Origin of the sequence: Oerskovia enterophila, assembly GCF_044748475.1 — a bacterium.
Lineage (GTDB): Bacteria > Actinomycetota > Actinomycetes > Actinomycetales > Cellulomonadaceae > Oerskovia > Oerskovia enterophila.
Genome location: NZ_JBIVFZ010000001.1, coordinates 707,199 through 726,405, shown reverse-complemented (window position 1 = coordinate 726,405; position 19,207 = coordinate 707,199). Strand labels below are relative to the sequence as shown.

The 19,207-nt window shown below is 73.7% G+C and carries 20 protein-coding genes; 6 read left to right on the top strand and 14 right to left on the bottom strand.

The window, feature by feature from the left end:
- Positions 1 to 5 precede the first annotated feature (5 nt).
- From ACIPWA_RS03170 to ACIPWA_RS03160, 3 genes are read right to left on the bottom strand one after another with little or no spacing between them, the layout of a single operon-like run.
- Positions 6 to 1,400: a dipeptidase gene (locus ACIPWA_RS03170; RefSeq protein WP_056648472.1), complete on the bottom strand. Its 1,395-nt coding sequence runs from the start codon at positions 1,398 to 1,400 to the stop codon at positions 6 to 8.
- Positions 1,397 to 1,906 (bottom strand): hypothetical protein, encoded by a 510-nt coding sequence (locus ACIPWA_RS03165; RefSeq protein WP_400288059.1) that lies wholly within the window; start codon positions 1,904 to 1,906, stop codon positions 1,397 to 1,399. The genes ACIPWA_RS03170 and ACIPWA_RS03165 overlap by 4 nt, the downstream gene beginning before the upstream one ends.
- A gap of 1 nt (position 1,907) precedes the next feature.
- On the bottom strand, positions 1,908 to 3,461 hold the full coding sequence (locus ACIPWA_RS03160) for a glutamate/gamma-aminobutyrate antiporter GadC (RefSeq protein ID WP_231907696.1): 1,554 nt from the start codon (positions 3,459 to 3,461) through the stop codon (positions 1,908 to 1,910).
- 246 nt (positions 3,462 to 3,707) lie between these two features.
- Between ACIPWA_RS03160 and ACIPWA_RS03155 the strand changes: the two genes are divergently transcribed.
- Entirely contained in the window at positions 3,708 to 4,685 is a 978-nt protein-coding gene (locus ACIPWA_RS03155) for an NAD(P)-dependent oxidoreductase (protein WP_400288057.1), read from the top strand.
- A gap of 19 nt (positions 4,686 to 4,704) precedes the next feature.
- Here the strand turns inward: ACIPWA_RS03155 and mutM are convergent, their stop codons facing one another.
- The 6 genes from mutM to coaD form a co-directional block, all read right to left on the bottom strand.
- Complete coding sequence (gene mutM / locus ACIPWA_RS03150) at positions 4,705 to 5,697, bottom strand: bifunctional DNA-formamidopyrimidine glycosylase/DNA-(apurinic or apyrimidinic site) lyase (RefSeq protein ID WP_056648467.1); 993 nt, start codon at positions 5,695 to 5,697, stop codon at positions 4,705 to 4,707.
- Positions 5,690 to 6,460, bottom strand: coding sequence for a ribonuclease III (rnc, locus tag ACIPWA_RS03145; protein ID WP_400288055.1), 771 nt, complete (start codon positions 6,458 to 6,460; stop codon positions 5,690 to 5,692). The genes mutM and rnc overlap by 8 nt, the downstream gene beginning before the upstream one ends.
- Before the next feature lie 5 nt (positions 6,461 to 6,465).
- Positions 6,466 to 6,660, bottom strand: coding sequence for a 50S ribosomal protein L32 (gene rpmF, locus ACIPWA_RS03140; RefSeq protein ID WP_056648464.1), 195 nt, complete (start codon positions 6,658 to 6,660; stop codon positions 6,466 to 6,468).
- A 2-nt stretch (positions 6,661 to 6,662) separates the two neighbouring features.
- On the bottom strand, positions 6,663 to 7,250 hold the full coding sequence (locus ACIPWA_RS03135; RefSeq protein ID WP_056648462.1) for a YceD family protein: 588 nt from the start codon (positions 7,248 to 7,250) through the stop codon (positions 6,663 to 6,665).
- 214 nt (positions 7,251 to 7,464) lie between these two features.
- Complete coding sequence (locus tag ACIPWA_RS03130; protein ID WP_400288053.1) at positions 7,465 to 7,992, bottom strand: ATP synthase subunit B family protein; 528 nt, start codon at positions 7,990 to 7,992, stop codon at positions 7,465 to 7,467.
- Complete coding sequence (gene coaD / locus ACIPWA_RS03125) at positions 7,989 to 8,555, bottom strand: pantetheine-phosphate adenylyltransferase (RefSeq protein ID WP_082608740.1); 567 nt, start codon at positions 8,553 to 8,555, stop codon at positions 7,989 to 7,991. The genes ACIPWA_RS03130 and coaD overlap by 4 nt, the downstream gene beginning before the upstream one ends.
- Before the next feature lie 103 nt (positions 8,556 to 8,658).
- Here coaD and ACIPWA_RS03120 point away from each other — a divergent pair, with 103 nt between their 5' ends.
- A complete protein-coding gene (locus ACIPWA_RS03120; RefSeq protein ID WP_400288051.1) occupies positions 8,659 to 9,495 on the top strand; it encodes a hypothetical protein in 837 nt (278 codons plus the stop codon).
- A 5-nt stretch (positions 9,496 to 9,500) separates the two neighbouring features.
- Here ACIPWA_RS03120 and rsmD read toward each other — a convergent pair whose 3' ends face one another.
- From rsmD to ACIPWA_RS03105, 3 genes are read right to left on the bottom strand one after another with little or no spacing between them, the layout of a single operon-like run.
- Positions 9,501 to 10,088 (bottom strand): 16S rRNA (guanine(966)-N(2))-methyltransferase RsmD, encoded by a 588-nt coding sequence (gene rsmD, locus ACIPWA_RS03115; RefSeq protein WP_400288049.1) that lies wholly within the window; start codon positions 10,086 to 10,088, stop codon positions 9,501 to 9,503.
- Between the two features lie 36 nt (positions 10,089 to 10,124).
- Positions 10,125 to 12,509, bottom strand: a complete 2,385-nt coding sequence (locus ACIPWA_RS03110) for an ATP-dependent DNA helicase RecG (RefSeq protein WP_400288047.1) — start codon at positions 12,507 to 12,509, stop codon at positions 10,125 to 10,127.
- The gene (locus tag ACIPWA_RS03105; RefSeq protein ID WP_400288045.1) at positions 12,506 to 14,296 is read right to left on the bottom strand and encodes a DAK2 domain-containing protein; all 1,791 of its coding nucleotides are present in this window, start codon (positions 14,294 to 14,296) and stop codon (positions 12,506 to 12,508) included. The genes ACIPWA_RS03110 and ACIPWA_RS03105 overlap by 4 nt, the downstream gene beginning before the upstream one ends.
- A gap of 288 nt (positions 14,297 to 14,584) precedes the next feature.
- On the opposite strand from ACIPWA_RS03105, the gene rpmB reads away from it, so the two are divergent.
- Positions 14,585 to 14,776: a 50S ribosomal protein L28 gene (gene rpmB / locus ACIPWA_RS03100; protein ID WP_056648452.1), complete on the top strand. Its 192-nt coding sequence runs from the start codon at positions 14,585 to 14,587 to the stop codon at positions 14,774 to 14,776.
- A 135-nt stretch (positions 14,777 to 14,911) separates the two neighbouring features.
- Here the strand turns inward: rpmB and ACIPWA_RS03095 are convergent, their stop codons facing one another.
- Positions 14,912 to 15,514: a helix-turn-helix domain-containing protein gene (locus ACIPWA_RS03095; RefSeq protein ID WP_056648450.1), complete on the bottom strand. Its 603-nt coding sequence runs from the start codon at positions 15,512 to 15,514 to the stop codon at positions 14,912 to 14,914.
- A gap of 81 nt (positions 15,515 to 15,595) precedes the next feature.
- Between ACIPWA_RS03095 and ACIPWA_RS03090 the strand changes: the two genes are divergently transcribed.
- Together ACIPWA_RS03090 and ACIPWA_RS03085 are read left to right on the top strand one after the other, a co-directional pair.
- Positions 15,596 to 16,621 (top strand): NAD(P)/FAD-dependent oxidoreductase, encoded by a 1,026-nt coding sequence (locus ACIPWA_RS03090; protein WP_400288042.1) that lies wholly within the window; start codon positions 15,596 to 15,598, stop codon positions 16,619 to 16,621.
- Positions 16,622 to 16,774: 153 nt separating this feature from the next.
- Positions 16,775 to 17,293 (top strand): GNAT family N-acetyltransferase, encoded by a 519-nt coding sequence (locus tag ACIPWA_RS03085; RefSeq protein ID WP_056648448.1) that lies wholly within the window; start codon positions 16,775 to 16,777, stop codon positions 17,291 to 17,293.
- A gap of 125 nt (positions 17,294 to 17,418) precedes the next feature.
- Here the strand turns inward: ACIPWA_RS03085 and ACIPWA_RS03080 are convergent, their stop codons facing one another.
- Positions 17,419 to 18,489 carry a thiamine-phosphate kinase gene (locus ACIPWA_RS03080; protein ID WP_400288469.1) on the bottom strand — a complete coding sequence of 357 codons (1,071 nt, stop codon included), beginning with the start codon at positions 18,487 to 18,489 and terminating at the stop codon, positions 17,419 to 17,421.
- Between the two features lie 62 nt (positions 18,490 to 18,551).
- On the opposite strand from ACIPWA_RS03080, the gene ACIPWA_RS03075 reads away from it, so the two are divergent.
- A complete protein-coding gene (locus tag ACIPWA_RS03075) occupies positions 18,552 to 19,043 on the top strand; it encodes a DUF3515 domain-containing protein (RefSeq protein WP_400288040.1) in 492 nt (163 codons plus the stop codon).
- Positions 19,044 to 19,207: the final 164 nt, after the last annotated feature.

Below are 19,207 nucleotides of genomic sequence, written 5' to 3'. Positions count from 1 at the left end.
CCGCCTCAGCCCTGGGACGCCCCTGCCCCCAGCCGGGACAGGAACAGCGCCTCGCCCACCGCGAGCTGCTCGATCTCGCTCGGCGCGACCGACTCGTTGGGCGCGTGGATGAGGCATGCGGGCTCCTCGACGCCGAGCAGCACGATCTGCGCGTCGGGGTACTCGGACGCGAGCACGTTGCACAGCGGGATCGACCCGCCCTGGCCCGCCGTGACGGTCTCCTTGCCGAACGCGTCGGCCAGCGCACGCGAGAGCGTGTCGAACACGTGCCCGTCGGTCCGGGCCTGGAACGGCTGCCCGACGGCGTCGCGCGTCGTCGTGACCTTGACACCCCAGGGCGCGTGGTTCTCCAGGTGGGCCACGAGCTTGTCCTGGAGGTCCTGCGCGTCCGCCCCCGGCGGGACCCGCAGGTTGAGCCGGGCCGCGGCCCGGGGCTGGATCGCTGCGGCCGAGCCCACCACGTTCGGGGCGTCGATCCCCAGGATCGTGACGGCCGGCCGGGCCCACAGCTGGTCGGAGACGCGCCCCGACCCGAGGAGCCGGGTGCCCTCGAGCATCCCGGCGTCGCTGCGGAACTGGTCCGGGTCGTAGTCGACGCCCGGCCAGGTGGCGTCGGCGATCTCCGGGGGGATGCCGTCGATCGTCGTGTTCCCCTCCTCGTCGCGCAACGAGGACAGGAGGTGGACGAGGGCCGCGAGCGCGTCGGGCGCCGCGCCGCCGAACATGCCCGAGTGGATCTCGCCCTTGAGCGCCTCGACCGTCACGACGACGTTGGTCGCACCGCGCAAGGACACCGTGAGCGTGGGGAGGCCCAGCGTCGCGTTGCCCGTGTCGGCGATGAGGATCGCGTCCGCGGTGAGCTCGCCCGGGTGGGCCTCGACGTACTGGTCCAGGCCGCCCGTGCCCTGTTCCTCGGACCCCTCGATGACGATCCGGACACCCACCGGGAAGTCGTCGCCGCCGAGCGCCCGGAGGGCGCGCAGCGCCGTGAGGTGCGTGACGATGTTGCCCTTGCAGTCGGCCGACCCGCGACCGTACAGGCGTCCGTCGCGCTCGGTGAGCTCGAACGGTGGCGTGTGCCACGCGGCGTCGTCGAGCGGGGGCTGCACGTCGTAGTGCGAGTAGAGGAGCACCGTGGGGGCTCCGGGTGGGCCGGGGCGGTAGCCCAGCACCACGTTCGACCCGTCGGGGGTCTCGACCAGGCGGGCGTCGTCGATCCCCTCGGCGCGGAAGGCGTCGGCTACCCAGTGCGCGGCCCTCTCGCAGTCCTCGCGGGGGAAGAGCCGCTCGTCGGCGACCGACGGGATCGCGACCAGGGTCCGCAGGTCGTCGAGGGCTCGGGGCAGCAGTGACGCGACCTGCTCCTGCACGGGCGTGAGATCTTCCGGGGCGCTGCTCACGATTCCTCCTGGTTGGTCGTGTTCTCGTCGAGGTTGAGGGAGTCGACGTAGTCGTCGAACTCGTCGAGCTGCTCGGGGCAGTAGACCTCGATCACGAGGCGGTCCCCTGCGAGCCGTCGCTCGTCGACGAGCGACGGCCTGCTGCCGGGTCCCGTGGCCCCGTTCGTGGACCCGAGGTTCGCCGTCGCCTTCACCAGGGCGGCCGGGTCGCTGCAGAAGCCGCCGCCGTCGGCGCCCAGCACCGCGACGATCTGGTCCTCGTCGAACGCCGTGATCCCGATCTCCTCGAACTTGCCGTGCAGCTCGGCTGCCCGCTGCTCGGCGAGCTCGCGGTCCTGCGAGGCGTGGTAGCTGTTGTACAGCACGGCCATGAGGATCCCGACCCCGACGGCCAGGATCGCGGCCGCGGTGTAGACGATCCAGCGCCGGGTGCCGTCCGGCTCGTCCTCGTGCTGCGGCAGGCCGTCGGTTCCGCCCGGCTCACCCGTCGTCGACGTCGTGGTCATGTCACGCCTCCTTCGGTCCGTCGGCGGGAGCGTCGACGAGCGGCTCCTCCGGGCCCCCGACGTTGTCGGGGTTCTTCCAGTGGGGCTTGCGCAGGAAGTAGAAGAGCGCGGGGACCAGGATGCCGACGACCCCGAGCCCGCCGCCGACGATCAGCAGGTAGACCCCGCTGCTGCCGCTCGAGAACTGGGCAGGGGGCACGAAGCCGATGATCATGGCCGCGACCGAGGCGAGGAAGCCGACTGTGCACAGCAGCGTGAGCGCCGGTGCGCGGTACCCGCGCGGGTGGTCGGGCTTGTTCCGCCGCAGCCGGACGGCCGCCACGAAGAGCAGGAGGTACATGATCAGGTACACCTGCGTCGTGATGACCGAGAGGATCCAGTAGGAGCTCGAGACGTCCGGGATGAACGCGTAGAGCAGCGCGATCACCGTGGTCACCAGGCCCTGCGAGACCAGGATGTTCTGCTGGACCCCGTGCTTGTTGAGCTTCTGCAGGAAGGGCGGCAGGTAGCCCTCCTCGCGCGCCACGGTCAGCAGGCCCTTGGACGGCCCGGCGAGCCAGGTGAGCATGCCACCGAGCGAGGCCGCGATGAGCATGAGGCCCAGGATCGGCGTCAGCCAGCTCACGCCGAAGTTCGCGAAGAACGCGTCGAACGCCTGCATGACCCCCGCCGTCAGGCTGAGCTGGTCGGCCGGGATGACCCAGCTGATCGCGAGCGCCGGGAGGATGAAGATCAGCAGCACCAGGCCGATCGCGAGGAACATCGAGCGTGGGAACTCCTTGGCCGGCTTGCGCAGGCTGGTCACGTGCACGGCGTTCATCTCCATGCCCGCGTAGGACAGGAAGTTGTTGACCACGAGCACGAGCGACGCGATCCCGGTCCACTGGGGCAGGAGGTGCGAGGCGTCCATCGGGGCCGCCGACGTGTTGCCCTGCCCGAGGAACACGAGCCCCAGGATCACGAGCAGCGCCCCGGGAACCAGGGTCCCGATGATGAGCCCGAAGCTCGAGAGCCCCGCCACGGTCTTGGTGCCCTGCGACGACACCCACACCCCGGTCCAGAACAGCACCACGATCACGATCGCGACGTACAGCCCGTTGCTCGCGAGCGAGGGGTTGATGACGTACGCGAACGTGCTCGCCACGTACCCGAGGAGGCTCGGGTAGTAGAAGATCGTCATGGCGAACTGGCACCAGATCGCCAGGAACCCCGCGGGCTTCGAGATGCCGTCCGCGACCCACCGGTACACGCCGCCGGACCAGCCGGAGGCCAGCTCGGCCGAGACGAGCGACGTCGGCAGCAGGAACACGATCGCGGGCACGATGTAGAGGAACACCGCGGACAGCCCGTAGACCGCCATGGTCGGCGCAGCACGCAGGCTCGCGACCGACGACGTGATCATGAACGCGAGCATCAGCCACGTGATGTAGTTCTTGGGCGTCCGGGCCGTGATCGCCGCGCGCATCTCCTCGCGGGTGGGCGGTGCACCGCGGCCCTCCGACGTGACCGACGAGGGCGTCCCTGGACCGCCCGGCTCCGCTGTGGGTGAGGCCATCTTTCCTCCGTGCCGCCGAGACCCCCCTGGACGGACGGGTCGCCGAGAACCGCTCGAACGTGCCAGACGTTGCGAACATATCGCCCGGCCGGGGATTGCGCTCCCGGAACGGGCGGCACCTGGCCCGCCCGCGACACGCCGGGACGGTCGGGCCTGTCGCGCTGATAGCGTCGACGGGGCCGTCCCGCCGGTGCCCCCGGCCGCCGGTCCCGTCCGCACCGCCCTCGCCCTCGTCTGGAGCCACGCGTGAAGATCCTCGTCCCCGACTCCCTCCCGCTCGACCTCACGCCCCAGGGGTCCGGCGACACCGCGGCGAGCGCACGCGGTGCACGGGACGTGTTCGTCGAGTACGACGGCGGAGCGCCCCTCCCGGTCGAGCACCGCGACGCCGAGGTCCTGGTCGCCTGGGCCAACACCCCCGCGAACCTCGCGGACGCCGCCGCGCACCTGCCCCGGTTGCGCTGGGTCCAGACCCTCGCCGCAGGGCCTGACGCGATCCTCGCGGCGGGCTTCGCCCCGGACGTGGTCGTCACCAACGGTCGGTCGCTGCACGACGGCCCCGTGGCCGAGCACACCTTGGCCCTGACGCTCGCGGCGGTCCGGCGGCTCGACCGGTTGGGCACGGCGCAGCGCGAGCACCGGTGGGACTCGGCGCTGGGGGACGAGCAGGCCGACCCGGCGACCAGCCCGCGCTTCACGCTGCACGGTGCGCAGGTCACGATCTGGGGCTTCGGCTCGATCGCGGCCGCGCTCGCACCGCTGTACGCGGCGCTCGGGGCGCGCGTCACGGGGGTCGCGAGCACCGCGGGCGACCGGTTCGGCTTCCCCGTCGTGACCGACGCGGACCTGCCACGGGTCCTGGCGACGACGGACGTCCTGGTCTCTCTGCTGCCCGCGGTCCCGGCGACGCGCCACGCGTTCGACGCCGCCCGCATCGCCCAGCTCCCGGACCACGCGTGGTTCGTCAACGCGGGCCGCGGAGCGACGGTCGACGAGGTCGCCCTGGTCGCCGCGCTGCGCGAGGGCCGTCTGGGCGGCGCCGCGCTGGACGTGACGGAGACCGAGCCGCTCCCGGCGGGCTCACCGCTGTGGGACGCCCCGCGCACGATCCTGACCCCCCACGTCGCGGGAGGCCGACCGCAGGGCGCGTCGGCCCTGGTCCTGGAGAACCTGGAGAACCTGCGCGCGGGCCGCCCGCTGCGCAACGTGGTCCCGCGCGGCTGAGTGCGCGCCCCACGGGCACCTACCAGCGCGCGTTCCGCGGCACCTTCTGGCAGACGGGGCACGTGTACGACGACCGGTTCATGAACTCGTCGCGCCGCACGAGCGCCCCGCAGCGCGTGCACTCCTCGCCCTCGCGCCCGTACACCGCGAGCGAGCGCGAGAAGTACCCGGACTGGCCGTTGACGTTGACGTAGAGCTCGTCGAAGCTGGTCCCGCCCTGGGCGAGGGCCTCTCGCATGACCTCCTCGGCGGCGTCGAGCACGCGGTGCGCCTCGGCCAGTCGCAGGGTGTCGGTGGGGCGCGCGTAGTGGAGCCCGGCGCGCCACAGGGCCTCGTCGGCGTAGATGTTGCCGACGCCGGACACGAGGCGCTGGTCGAGCAGCGCGCGCTTGATCCCGGTCCGACGACGGCGCACCGCCCGTGCGAGGTCGTCGCGCCGCAGCGCGGGGTCGAGCAGGTCGCGCGCGATGTGCGCGGCGGGCTCGGGGATCTCCGCGAGGGGCGACCCCCAGCCTCCGGGCGCACCGTCGGGGGTCGGTGCGAGGTCCGTCACGGACAGGTGCCCGAACGTGCGCTGGTCCACGAAGTCGAGGGTGCGCGGCGCGTCCGCCTCGTCCTCGCCGGCGAGCCCCGACAGCTCGAGCCGGACCCGCAGGTGTGGGACCTTCTCGACCGCGGCGCTCCCTGACCGGACCAGGAGCTGGCCGCTCATGCCCAGGTGCGCCATGAGCGCGGTGACGTGCCCGCCCGCGGGCGCGGCGCCGTCGGGCAGGTCGCCGGACTCGACGTCCACCGCGCCCGACGTCTCCTCCAGGAGGAGCCACAGGTACTTGCCGCGGCGGACCGCGGCGCCCACGCGCTGCCCCACGAGCTGGCCGCGGAAGCTCTCCGGGCCACCCTCGTGACGACGGACCGAGTAGTCGCGCAGGACCTCGACGCCCGTGACCGTGCGTCCGGTGACGTGGCGGGCGAGACCGTCACGGACGGTCTCGACCTCGGGGAGCTCAGGCAACGGTGCCCGGCTCGTCGAGGTGCTCGTCCTGGTCCGCCCGTGCGTCCGTGCCCGCGGCCGAGGTGGGCAGCGGCAGCTTCTGGATGGCGAGGTACGCCATCTCGGCGGCCTCCTGCTCGGCGTACTTCTTGGCCGAGCCGTGGCCGGTGCCGTAGACGACGCCGTCGAGCGAGACCTCGGACGTGAAGGTGCGGGCGTGGTCGGGGCCGTCGCCCGTGCTCGCGTAGGCCGGAGCACCCAGGTTGCGGGCCGCGGCGGACTCCTGGAGAGAGGTCTTCCAGTCGAGTCCTGCGCCCAGGTCAGCGGCGACGGCGAGCGTGGGGTCCACGAGCCGGTGCACCAGGTCGCGAGCGACCTCGAGGCCGTGGCTCAGGTAGGTCGCACCGATCAGCGCCTCGACGGTGTCCGACAGGATCGAGTCCTTGTCGTTGCCGCGGGTCCGGATCTCGCCCTTGCCGAGCAGGATGTACCCGCCGAGGCCCAGGTCGCGCGCGATCGCGGCGAGCGACTTCTGCGAGACCGTGGCGGCGCGCATCTTGGCGAGCTCGCCCTCCGGCAGGTCCGGGTGGCGGCGGTACAGCGCCTCGGTCACGACGAGCCCCAGCACGGTGTCCCCGAGGAACTCGAGGCGCTCGTTGGTGGGGATGCCGCCGTGCTCGTGGGCGAACGAACGGTGCGTCAGTGCAAGCACGAGAAGCTCGGGATCCAGGTGGATCCCGAGCCTCTCGAGAAGACCGGCGGCCGCAGGGGCTTCCGGCGTCACGCTATTCAGCCTGCGTGCTCGGTGCGCAGCGCCTCGACGTACTGACGGCCCTTGTAGGTGCCGCAGGTCGGGCACGCAGCGTGCGACAGCTTGTCGCCCTTGCACTGCGGGCAGGTCGTGAGGTTCGCGGCGGTGGTCTTCCACTGCGAACGACGCGCACGGGTGTTGCTGCGCGACATCTTGCGCTTCGGAACAGCCACGGCTAGCTCTCTTTCGTCTCGTCGGACACGCTCGGATCCTCGAGCATGCTCTGTAGTGCCGACCACCGGGGATCGACAATGTCGTGCGAGTGATCAGGATCCTCAGCCAGACGTGCTCCGCACTCGGAGCACAGGCCCTGGCAATCGGGCTGACACAACGGTCTGAATGGTAGTGCAGTGACGACGGAATCCCGAAGCGCGGGCTCGAGATCGATCAGGTCGCCCTCGAGCTCGTACACCTCGTCCTCGTCGTCACCGGACTCTGCCGCGGCCTTCGCACGCTCGGGATACACGAACAGCTCCTGGATGTCCGCGACGACGTCAGCCGTCACCGGTTCCAAGCACCGCACGCACTCCCCGACCGCCTGGGCCTGGGCAGTCCCTGTCACCAGGACCCCGTCCATCACCGACTCGAGCCGGACGTCCAGCTCGAGATCAGTGCCTTCAGGGATGCCGATCACGACGGTACCGAGGTCTGCCGGAGCCTTGACCGAGCGAGTCACTTCACGCATCGATCCGGGACGCCGACCGAGCTCGTAGGTGTCGAGCACAAGAGGCGAGCGCGAGTCGAGAGTGATGGGTTCCTCCACGGGTTCTCAGCGACCCGAGTGGGCCACCAGGTGTTCAAGGTCACAGCGCGCACGCCAGTCCCGCAAGAACCAGGGGGATCTCAGGGAGATGAACGTGCACCTCGGCCCCAGCCGATGACAGGCAGGACCAACGGACCATCTTACGGCATGACCGAACCGCCGTCTAACCTCGCGAACTGACCCGGATCGGGCAGGCTGCCCGCGGCCCCGCGACCTACTCCCCCGAGCCCTCGGCTCCCTGGAGCTCCCCCATGCGCTGGGCGAGCTTGGCCCGCCCGGCGTGCACCTGCGCCATGACCTTGCCCAGGTCCACCTCGAACTCGGCGAGGCGACGGTCGCAGTAGTCGTCGGCGTCGACCCGCAGCTCGGCGGCGGTCCGCTCGGCGTCCTCGACGATCGCGTGGGCCCGCGACTCGGCCTGCACCACGACCTGCTCCTTCTGGACCAGCTCGATCGCGCGGGCGCGCGCCGTCGTGAGGATGTCCTCGGCCTGCCTGTTCGCCTCCGCGAGGACCGCGTCGGCCTCCGCGAGCACCTCGTCGGCGTGCGCGAGCTGCTCGGGCAGCGCGCGGCGCATCTCGTCGACGAGGGCCAGGGCGTCGGCCTTGTGGACCAGGACCGAGGACGACATGGGCATGGCCCGGGCGGTCTCGACGAGGTGGGCCAGGTCGTCGAGGATCACGTGGAGCCCGGCCTCGGTCTGGGCCTCGTCCTCGGTCTGCGCGAGCGGGTGGTCGTTCATCGGCCTGTTCCTTCCGTGGTGGGGGTCGCCTGCTGCGCCTGCCGCGTCTGCTCTGCCGCGGGCGTCGAGCCGGCCGCGCGGTCCGCGAGCGCCTGGCGCACGAGGTCGCCCACCCCCGCCGGGACCAGGTCGTCGACCGGCCCGCCGAAGCGGGCCACGTCCTTGACGAGCGAGGACGCGACGTGGGCGAGGGCGGGGTCGCCCGGGACGAACACGGTCTCGACGCCCACGAGGTGGCGGTTCATGAGGGCCATGGGCAGCTCGGCGTCGAAGTCCGCGCCTCCGCGCAGGCCCTTGACGACCGCCACGGCACCGACCTCGCGGCAGAAGTCCACGAGGAGGCCGGGGACGATCGCGACGCGCACGTCCTCGAGTCCCGGGCTCGCGTCGAGCGCGGCGCGGGCGATCTCGACGCGCTGCTCCGCACTCAGGAGCGCGGACTTGGACGAGTTGCGGGCGACCCCCAGGACGACCTCGTCGAACAGCGACCGCGCTCGGCGGACGATGTCGAGGTGGCCGAGGGTGAGGGGGTCGAACGACCCCGGGCAGACGGCGATGGTCACCTCGCCACGGTAGTACACGGCTCTCGGGAATCCGGGCAGGTCAGGGCCCGCCGCGGGCCGCGTCAGGCCGCGCGCAGGGCGCGGGCGCGGCAGGATGGGTGCCATGTCTCCCCAGTCCGGTCCCGTCGTCGTCCCCCTCCGCTCGGTCGAGCAGCTCACGCAGCTCTACCGGGACGTGCTGAGTCCGTCGTTCCCGCCCGCGGAGCTGGTCTCGCTCTCGTCGTTCCTCGCGGACCACGCGGCGGGGCACCTGGAGTCGTTGGGGGTCGTGGAGGTGCCCGACGGCGCCGCTCCCCCGAGCGGACAGGGTGCGGCTGGGCCCGGGTCGGGCACGGCGGACGGCGAGCCGGGCGAGGCGCCTGCCGGGCGTGTGGTGGCCGGCGTCGTCGGCTCGTGGTCGGCCGAGGCGCGCGTCCTGCTCGTGCAGTACCTGGCGATCGCGCCGGGGCGGCGCGGGGGCGGGATCGGCGCGGCGCTCCTCGGGGCGGCCGTTGCCGCGTGGCTGACGAACCTGCGCCCCGCCATGGTGCTGGGCGAGGTCGAGCACCCGGGCTTCCACGCGGCGAGCGAGGCGCACGGGGACCCCGAGGCGCGGCTGCGGTTCTACGCGCGCCACGGCGGACGCGTCCTGGCGGTGCCGTACTTCCAGCCCGGCAACGCGCCGGGCGCCGAGCGTGTGCCCGCGCTGCTGCTCATGACGCTCGCGACCGAGGACCCCACGGCGACGAGCGTGCCCGCGGCCCCGCTGCGCACGTTCCTGCGCGAGTACTTCGTGGACAGCGAGGGGAGCCTCGCGGACGACGCGCCGACGCGCGCGCTGCTGGCCTCGGTCGCGGGAGAGCGCGTCGAGCTGGTCCCGGCCGACGAGCTGGACCGGGTCCCCGTGGGCCTGCTCGACGAGACGTCGCTGCGCGCGCCCGCCGCCCCTGCCGCGCTCTAGGTCGCTCAGGGCGCGTCGGCGGCCGCGGGCTCCTCGGTCGCAGCCGGACCCGCGTAGTACACGGCCGTCTCGCCGTAGTCCTTGCGGGCGAGCAGCTCCCACCCCGCGGGCCACTGCGGCTCGGGGCTGCGCGTCGAGCGCTCGACGACCACGACCGCGTCCTCGACGAGCGCCGACGTCGCGGAGAGCTGCCGGAGGAGCTCGGCGACCACGGCCTCCGCGAGGTCGTAGGGAGGGTCGATGAAGACGACGTCCCACGTGGTCGTCGGCGGCGACAGGACGAACTTCTCGGCCTTGTCCTGGACGACCTGCACGTTCGTCAGACCGAGGGTCCTCACGTTGGTCCGGCAGACCTCCGCGGCGACGCGCGCGGCGTCGACCAGCACGACCTTCTGCGCTCCGCGCGAGGCCGCCTCCAGGCCCAGCGCGCCCGAGCCCGCGTACAGGTCCAGGACGTAGGCCCCCTCGAGGACCCCGTAGTGCTCGAGGCGCGAGAAGATCGCCTCGCGCACCCGGTCGCTCGTGGGCCGCGTGCCCTTGGGGGGCACCTGCAGGCTGCGTCCTCCGACCGTCCCGGCCACGATCCTCGTCATGCGGGACAGCCTAGACGGGGTGGGCCAAGGCCCCGGCTACGCCCGCTCGAGGAACTCCTCACGCTCGGGGTCGAGCTGGCTGGCGATCGCCGCCCGCAGCTCGGGGTGGTGCTCGAGGTCCGGGTCCGCGCCGATCACCTCGGCCGCGTCAGCCCGCGCCTGCTCGATCACCGCGACGTCCTTGACGACGCGCAGCAGCCGCAGCGAGCTCGCCTTGCCGGACTGGGCCGCACCCAGCACGTCGCCCTCGCTGCGCAGCTCGAGGTCGACGGTCGCGAGGCGGAAGCCGTCGGTGGTCTCGGCCATGGTCTCGACCCGGACGGCTGCGGGGGTGCCGGGCTCGACGGTCGAGACGAGCAGGCACAGCCCGGGCGCGGAGCCACGGCCCACGCGACCGCGGAGCTGGTGGAGCTGCGAGAGGCCGAACCGGTCCGCGTCGAACACGACCATCACCGTGGCCTCGGGCACGTCCACGCCGACCTCGACCACTGTCGTGGAGACCAGGACCTGCACCGCGCCGGACGCGAAGTCGGCCATGGCCTTCTCCTTGTCCGCGGGGGGCATCTGCCCGTGCAGGACGCCGACCGAGAGCCCGCGCAGCGCGGGCACGCGCGCGAGCTCCTCGGCGACCTCGAGCACCGCGCGCAGGGGCGGCCGGTCCGACCCCGTGCCGGTCCCGTCGAGGTCGAGGAAGTCGGGTACCTCGTCGAAGTCGTCGGTCCGCGACCTCCTCCTCGCGGCCCCCTTGCCCTCGCCCGTGGCTCCTGCGGCGTCGGGACCGGCATCCGGGGCCGGGACCTCGGCGTCGGGGTGGATCCGGGCGCACACCACGTACGCGCGGTGCCCGGCGTCGACCTCCTCGCGCACGCGCTGCCACGTCCGGTTCATCCACGCCTCGTTGTCCGCGGGGACCACGTGCGTCGTGATGCCCGCGCGCCCGGCCGGGATCTCGGTGAGCGAGGACGTCTCGAGGTCGCCGAAGACCGTCATGGCGACCGTGCGCGGGATGGGGGTCGCGGTCATGACGAGCAGGTGGGGGCTCGTCCTCGCCTTGGCCCGCAGCGCATCGCGCTGCTCCACGCCGAACCGGTGCTGCTCGTCGACCACGACCAGCCCGAGGTCCGCGAACTGCACGTTCTCGCTCAGCAGCGCGTGCGTCCCCACGACGATCCCCGCGCGCCCGCTCGCGGCGTCGAGCAGCGCGGACTTCTTGGCGGCGGCCCCCATCGACCCCGTGAGGAGCGCGACGCGCGTGCCGTGGTCCGCCCCGCCCAGCATGCCCCCCTCGGCGAGCGGCCCCAGCAGGGTCGCGAGCGTACGGGCGTGCTGCGAGGCGAGCACCTCGGTGGGCGCCAGGAGCGCGGCCTGCCCTCCGGCGTCGACCACCTGGAGCATCGCGCGCAGCGCGACGACCGTCTTGCCCGAGCCGACCTCTCCCTGGAGCAGGCGCTGCATGGGCCGCGAGCGCGCGAGCTCTCCGGAGATCTCCTCGCCGATCTCGCGCTGCCCGGCCGTGAGCGTGAACGGCAGGGACGCGTCGAAGTCCGCGAGGACGCTGGGCTCGCCCGGGGCGAGCAGCGGGCGGGCCGTCGCCTCCTCGGCCTCGGCCCGCGCGCGCCGCTGGGCGAGCGCGGCCTGGAGCACGAACGCCTCCTCGTAGCGCAGGCGGTCGCGCCCGTGCTGCCACTGACGGGTGTCGAACGGCTCGTGGACGTCCTTGAGGGCCGCGTGCCGCGACCCGAACCCGCGGGCCTCGCGGACGGCGGGCGGCAGCGGGTCCGGCACCTCGTCCTCGGTCAGCGGGTCCAGGACCTGGCGGACGGCCTTCTGGATCCGCCAGCTCGGGATCGCGGCGCTCGCCGGGTAGAGCGGGATGGGGCGACGCGCCTCGATGAGGGCCGACTCCTCGTCGTCGGCGTCGACCCCGATGATCAGGTAGTCCGGGTGCGTGAGCTGGCGCGCCCCGCGGTAGGCGCTCACGACGCCCGTGAACAGGCCCGTGCGCCCAGGCTGGAGACGGCTCTCGTGCGTGCGGAGCGCCCCCGTGCCCTTGGCGAAGAACGTGAGCGAGAGGCGGTGGACGCCGTCGGTGACCTCGGCCTGCATCATGGCCCCGCCCCGCGAGCGCATGGCCCGCACGGTCGCCTGGACCACGCGCGCCATGATCGTCACGTGCTCGCCGAGCACGAGCCCGCCGAGGTCGGTGAGCCTGCCCGGGTCGCCGTAGCGGCGAGGGTAGTGGCCCAGCAGGTCGCCCGTGGTCTCGAGGCCCAGCTTCGCGAGCGCGCCGGCGGACCGCGGACCGAGCACCTTGGCGAGCGGCTCGGCGAACCGGTCCACGGGCCCCGTGACCAGGTCTCCGGCCAGCACCCGGGAAGCGGTCACGTGGTCCGTGGCCTCGGGGGTCAGGTCCTTGCTCATTCCGCTCCCAGCTCGAGGTCTGCGTGGTCGCGCCCGGAGTCGAGGACGACGACCTCGATGCCCGGGACGCGCTGGCGTGCGATGGCGACGACGACGTCGATCACGAGCGGGTCCACCCGGCGGCCCGGCATGATCGTGAGGACCTCGTCGTCCGGGCGCAGGAGCTCCTCGAGCGCCGGTCGCACGAGCGAGCCGTCCGCTGCGACCTGGACCGCCCGGACCTCGGCGAGCGCGGCACGCATCGCCTCGGCCTGCCCCTCCTCGACGAGCTGCGCGGCGGCGAGCGCCGCGACGACGTGCAGGTCGGTCGGGGCGTCGAGGACCTCGACGGCCTGCAGGTCGCCCGCGCCCGGCTCGACCAGCAGTGCCGCTGCGCGGGCGGCGGCCGCGGCCGCCGCGCTGCCCGGCAGCACCGTGACGAGCCGGGCCGAGGTGTCCACCGCGACGCGCAGCACCTCCTCGGGCTCGGGGGCGCGGTCGGCCGCGAGCAGGACCACGGCCCCGCTGCGGGCGAGGTCTGGTACGAGCCCCGGCGCCGAGGTGATGGTCACCACGCCGTGCGCAGGCACCTGCTGGTCGGGGTGGGGAGCGGTACCTGACGGGCCCTCGTGCACTCCGCGCGCCGCGACCTGGGTCGCGAGGTGGCGCACGCAGACCTGGCGCAGCCCGGCCCGGCCGGCGGCGACCTGACGGGCCGCCGCGACCGCGCGCCCCGGGTCGTCCGTGTGCACGTGGGCCTGCCAGACGCCGTCGCCGACCACGACGACCGAGTCGCCGACCTCCTGCAGCGCGGAGCGGAGCGCGTCCGCGAGGTCGGGGCCGTCGGTCTCCAGGGACACGGTGCGGAGCGCGTCCCCCACGCCCGCCTCCACGACGAACATGACCTCGAACTCACCGTCCAGCCCCACGCTCGCGGTCCCCCCGTCGGCGGGCGCAGCGGCCTGCGCAAGGTCGCCGGGCCCGACCGCGGGGCTCGGCTCCGCCTCCCGGTCCACCGAGGGGTCTGTCGTCAGGGTCGCCATGGCGTCCATGGTGCCGCCGGCCAGCGACATCACCGGGTCCGCCGGGTCCGCGGCGTGGCCGCCGGCGCCGGGCAGGGCTCCGGGCGACCCGCCGCGGGCGGCGGCCTCGGCCTCGAGCCCTGCCTCGTCGAGCCCGTCCGCGCCCAGGACGCGGCACAACGCGTCGAGCACGAGCACGAGCCCGTAGGCCCCCGCGTCGAGCACGCCGGCGCGCGAGAGGACCTCGAGCTCGCTGGGGCTGCGGAGCATCGCGCGGTGAGATCCGTCACGCGCCGCGACCACGACTCCCGTCAGGTCGGCGCCCGCGTCGGCCGCGGCGCGCGCCGCCGACGCACCGCCGCTCGCGGCCGTGAGGATCGTCCCGGGCACGGGAGCGGCGACGGCCGCGTACGAGGCGCGCGCGGCGGCCTCGAACCGCGTCGCGACGCGCAGCGACCCCACGGGCTGGTCCGCGAACGTGACCGCGCCCGCGAAGCCGCGCAGGAACTCGCTGAGGATCACGCCCGAGTTCCCGCGCGCCCCGAGCAGCGCACCCCGCGCGAAGGCGACCAGGACGGTGTCGGTGGGCTCGCCGTCGGGCAGGGCAGACACGGCCCGCGCTCCCTCGGTGACCGTCAGGAGCATGTTGGTGCCCGTGTCCGCGTCCGCGACGGGGAAGACGTTCGCGCTGTCGATGCGCGCCCTGGCCTCCCCGAGCGTCCGGACCGTCTCGGTCACCCACGCCCGCACCAGTGCGGGCTCGATGTGCTCCTTGCCGTCGGTCACGCTCGGGGGCTCCTCGGTCCGGGGCGGCACGCGAGGGTGCCGAACCCCCGTCGAGCCTGCGATACTGTCCGGACCACCGTAGTCCGCCTCGCGCGCTGCCTCTTGCATGCGTTCGGGCCGGTTTGGGGTGGAGGGCGGCCATCGGCTACCCTATGGAGGTTGCCCGGACAGATCTGGGCGACCACGGACGCTCCCCGGCTTCTGCCGGTACGGAGCGTTCACCCCACAGACCATTCACTACGTCGCCGCTGTCCTTCGCGGAGGCGTGCACGACGATCAGGAGAAATCGTGGCTGCCAACTGCGAAGTCTGCGGCAAGGGCCCGAGCTTCGGGCACAGCATCTCGCACTCGCACGTCCGTACGAAGCGTCGCTGGAACCCGAACATCCAGCGCGTCCGTGCCATCGTTTCGGGCACCCCGAAGCGCCTCAACGTGTGCACCTCGTGCCTGAAGGCCGGCAAGGTCGTCCGTCACGTCTGAGCCTTTCAGCTCGTTCCACGAGAGCCCGCCAGGATCCGTCCTGGCGGGCTCTCGTGTGTCCGGGGGCAGGTGCCCGACGGCGGGGCTCCCCTCGGGCAGGCGGGTCGCCCGGGCGCCGGGCACGCTCGGGCGTGATCAGTCCGGCCGGTCGGCGGCACGCGAGACGGGCCGCGCCCGCACGTGCGCCCGCTCCCCCTGGGGGCCGTAGAGGACGAGCAGCTCGACCGGGTGCTCGTCGGCGCTGAGGATCGCGTGCGGGGTGCGGGTGTCGAACTCGGCGGCCTCGCCCTCGCCGAGGACCAGGTCGTGCTCGCCGAGCAGGAGGCGCAGCCGTCCGCCCAGGACATACAGCCACTCGTAGCCCTCGTGCACCCTGGTATCGGGCAGGACGTCAGAGGTCCGGCCGTGCAGGAGCTGCTTGTAGGCCTGGACGCCGCCCGGCCTGCGTGAGAGCGGCAGGAACGTGGACCCGTGCCGCTTGACCGGGCGCGCGTGGATCCGCGGGTCTCCCGTCGGTGGAGCACCGACGAGCTCGTCGAGCGGCACCTCGTGCTCGCGGGCGAGCGGCAGCAGGAGCTCGAGCGTGGGGCGCCGGCCCCCGGACTCGAGCCGGGACAGCGTGCTCACCGAGATGCCAGTGCGCTCGGAGAGCTCGGAGAGGGTCAGCTGACGCTGCTGGCGCAGCGCGCGCAGCCGTGGCCCGACGGCCTCGAGGGCTGCGGCGAAGGGATCGTCCATGCCGTCGAGTTTGCCACTCCGGCAAGAGGAGTTGCCAACTCGCGACGCGAGCGCGGATGCTCGACGACGGAGGTGGTCACCGTGACCCGAGAGAACCCAGCGCCCGCCACGGGCGAGAGCACATCGAACGACGCAGCACCGGAGACCTACGACGTCGTGGTCGTCGGAGGCGGTGCGGCGGGCCTGAGCGGAGCGCTCACGCTCGGCCGGGCACGACGCAGCGTGCTCGTGATCGACGCGGGCCGTCCGCGCAACGCACCGGCCGCGCACATGCACGGCTACCTGTCCCGCGACGGCGAGGACCCCGCCGCGCTCCTGGCGACCGGGCGGGCCGAGGTCGCGGCCTACGGGGGCCGGATCTCCCAGGGCACGGTCGAGTCCGCGACCGCCCTGCCCGACGGGGGCTTCGAGGTCCTCACGACCGACGGCCGGGCCGTCCGGGCTCGTCGTCTGCTCGTGACCACGGGCCTCGTCGACGAGCTGCCCGACGTCCCCGGGCTCGCGGAACGGTGGGGCAAGGACGTCCTGCACTGCCCGTACTGCCACGGCTGGGAGGTGCGCGACCAGGCGGTGGGCATCCTCGCCACGGGCCCGATGTCGATCCACCAGGCCCAGATGTGGCGCCAGTGGACCGACGACGTCACGCTCTTCCTCCACGGGTCACCGGCCCCGGACGCCGAGACCCGTGCCGCACTCGACGCGCGCGGCATCCGGGTGGTCGAGGGCCGCGTCGCGGGGCTCGCGCTCGACGCGGACGCGCTGAGCGGCGCCCGGCTCGCGTCCGGGGAGGTCGTGGAGTGCACGGCGCTCGTGGTCGCGCCCCGCTTCACGGCCCGGTCCGCGGTCCTCACGTCGCTCGGGGTCGAGACCGAGGACCAGGTCGTCGACGGGGTGACGATCGGGACCTTCGTACCCTCCGACCCCCAGGGCGCGACCTCGGTGCCCGGCGTCAGGGTCGCGGGCAACGTCACGAACATCATGGCGCAGGTCGTCGCCGCGGCGGCCGCGGGCGTCCAGGCGGCCGCCGCGACCAACGGCGACCTGATCGCCGAGGAGGTTCAGCAGGCGCTCGCCGCTCGCACCGCGCCCAGCGCGCACGCGGGGTGAAAGGCTGAGAGGATCGGCGGACGACGCACGGCACACGCGGGCCAGCACGCCCGCCGCTCCTCTCATCCCACCAGCACATCACCTTGGGGAGATTTGCTGAAGATCCGGACAAAGAGGTTTGGTGAAACTCCACGGAAGTGGCAGGATTTGGTCATGGTGACGGAACTCAACGAGGTAACGATCCGCACGGCAACTCCGCAGGACGCGGCGTCGATCGCCCAGGTGCACATCGCCTCGTGGCGCGGGGCGTATGCCGGGATCGTCCCGGACGACTACCTCGCATCGCTCGACCACGACCAGCGCGAGGCCGCCTGGACGCAGAACCTCGCGAGCTCGGGCGCCGACATCCTCCTGGCCGAGGCCGACGGTCGCGCGCTCGGTTTCGCGAGCCTCGGCCCCGCTCGCGACGAGGACGCCGAGTCCGGAGACCTCGAGGTCTACGCGATCTACCTCGACCCCGAGGCCTGGGGACGGGGCGTCGCCCGTGACCTCATGCGGACCATGCTCGGCAAGGTCCCGCCGCGCACGCCGGTCTCGCTGTGGGTCCTCAAGGACAACGAGCGCGCCCAGCACTTCTACCGTCGTCACGGGTTCGCCCCGGACGGGGTCGAGCGTCGCGACGACATCGGCGGCCGTGACCTGACGCAGGTCCGTTTCCGTCGCACGGTCTGACCGGCCCGCCGCACAACAGCTCCTCCCGTCGAGGGGGTCGCCCTCCGGGGCGGCCCCCTCGACGCGTGCCGGGCCCTCCCGCCCGCGCGCCTGACGACCGGACAGCCTCGTCGGCGGCCCGACCCTCAGCCGCGGAAGTGGTCCCACCCGACGCCGTGCGCGCGCGGCGCGGCCCCGTCGACCGTGACCGACGGAGCCCGGCCCTCGGCAGCCCCTGGCACGCCCGCCGACGGCGCGGCGACGACCCGACCCACCGCACGGAACGGCTCGGGCAGCGCGGTCGCCGCGGGGAACGTCGCGAGCAGGCCATGGTCCTCACCGCCCGTCAGGACCCAGTCGCGGGCGAGGGCCGTCTCCGCGGCGGCGCCCGCCGGGCCCGGTTCGGCCCCGGCAGGCGCGAGCGTCCCGCTCGCCGCCCTGACGGCGGACGCCGCGACGACCAACCGGTCCAGGTCCCCGCGGAAGGCCCCCAGGTCCAGGTCGATGCCCACGCCGCTCGCCCGGGCGAGGCGACCGGCGTCGCGCAGCAGGCCGTCGGACAGGTCGAGCATGGCCGTGGCCCCGGAGTCCGCGGCCGCCGGGCCCGCGTCGAGCGGCGGCTCGGGACGCAGGTACGCGTCGACCAGGCCCTGGTCCAGAGGTCCCAGGTCGTGGTCGAGCAGGGCGAGCCCCGCGGCGGACCAGCCTCGCCGCCCGGCGTGCGCGACGACGTCGGACACCTGGGCTCCCGAGCGCAGGACCGGCGCCCGCCCGCCCAGGTCTCCGTGCACCGTGACCGCGACGACCACGTCGTCCCCGCTCGACAGGTCTCCCCCGACCACGGCCGCACCGCTGGGCGCGCACGCCGCGGCGAGGCCGCGGGCCAGGCCCGTGACCCACTCGACCGGCAGGTGCCCCGGGATCACGAGCGAGACCACGAGCGAGGTGGGCCGCGCCCCCATGGCCGCGATGTCGGCGAGGTTCTGCATCGCGGCGCGCCACCCGACGTCGTACCCCGTGGACCACTCCGGGCGGAAGTGCCGACGCTCGACCAGCACGTCGGTCGAGACCACGAAGCGCCCGTCGGGGGCGCTCACGACGGCCGAGTCGTCGCCGGGCCCCACGAGGGTCGCCGCACCCGTCGGCAGGAGCGGGAAGATCGCCGCGAGCAGCTCCTCCTCGGACGTCTCGCGCACCAGCACCCGGCCCTCGTTCAGATCAGTCACGGCGCCACCTTACGCGGGACGGAGGCCCCCGCCGGAGCGGCTACCGTTGGAGGGTGCTGAACGCCCCTCGTACCCCTGCCCGACGTCGGACGCTCGCCGGGATCCTGCTGCTCGCCGTGGTCGCAGGCACCAGCGCCTGCGCCCCGACCATCGGCGTCCCGGTCGCCGACGACGCAGCGAACCCCAAGTGCGCCGAGGTCGTCCTCGCGGTCCCCGACATGCTGGGCGACCTGCCCAAGGTCAAGACCGACAGCCAGGCCACCGCGGCCTGGGGCGCGTCGGGCGCCGCCGTGACGCTGCGGTGCGGCGTCACGCCGCCCGAGCCCACCACGACGGGCTGCCAGGGCGTCCCGAGCGCCGCGGGCAGCGTCGACTGGATCGTCGCCGACGACGGCAAGGGCACGTGGACCTTCGTCACGTACGGGCGCGACCCCGCGGTCGAGGTCCAGATCCCGCCGTCGGTCAGCGCGGACCACTCGTCGTCGTTCGTCTCCGACCTCAACCGCGCGGTGTCCAAGGTCGAGCAGACGCGCTACTGCATGTGACCTTCCCGACGGACGGACGCGAGGAGCGGGGCCCCCCCCCGGGGGGGGCGGGGCCCCCCCCCCCCCGGGGGCCCCCCCCCCCCCCCCACCCCCCCCCCCCGGGGGGCGCGGGGCCCCCCCGGGTGTGCGCGGGCGTGACGGAGGGGGGGGTTGGGGCGGTAATA

Bases quoted from the DNA above. Each gene is read 5' to 3' on its own strand.
- ACIPWA_RS03165 (WP_400288059.1), bottom strand. From the start codon at position 1,906: ATGACCACGACGTCGACGACGGGTGAGCCGGGCGGAACCGACGGCCTG.
- ACIPWA_RS03160 (WP_231907696.1), bottom strand. From the start codon at position 3,461: ATGGCCTCACCCACAGCGGAGCCGGGCGGTCCAGGGACGCCCTCGTCG.
- ACIPWA_RS03130 (WP_400288053.1), bottom strand. From the start codon at position 7,992: ATGAACGACCACCCGCTCGCGCAGACCGAGGACGAGGCCCAGACCGAG.
- ACIPWA_RS03120 (WP_400288051.1), top strand. From the start codon at position 8,659: ATGTCTCCCCAGTCCGGTCCCGTCGTCGTCCCCCTCCGCTCGGTCGAG.
- rsmD (WP_400288049.1), bottom strand. From the start codon at position 10,088: ATGACGAGGATCGTGGCCGGGACGGTCGGAGGACGCAGCCTGCAGGTG.
- ACIPWA_RS03110 (WP_400288047.1), bottom strand. From the start codon at position 12,509: ATGAGCAAGGACCTGACCCCCGAGGCCACGGACCACGTGACCGCTTCC.
- ACIPWA_RS03095 (WP_056648450.1), bottom strand. From the start codon at position 15,514: ATGGACGATCCCTTCGCCGCAGCCCTCGAGGCCGTCGGGCCACGGCTG.
- ACIPWA_RS03085 (WP_056648448.1), top strand. From the start codon at position 16,775: ATGGTGACGGAACTCAACGAGGTAACGATCCGCACGGCAACTCCGCAG.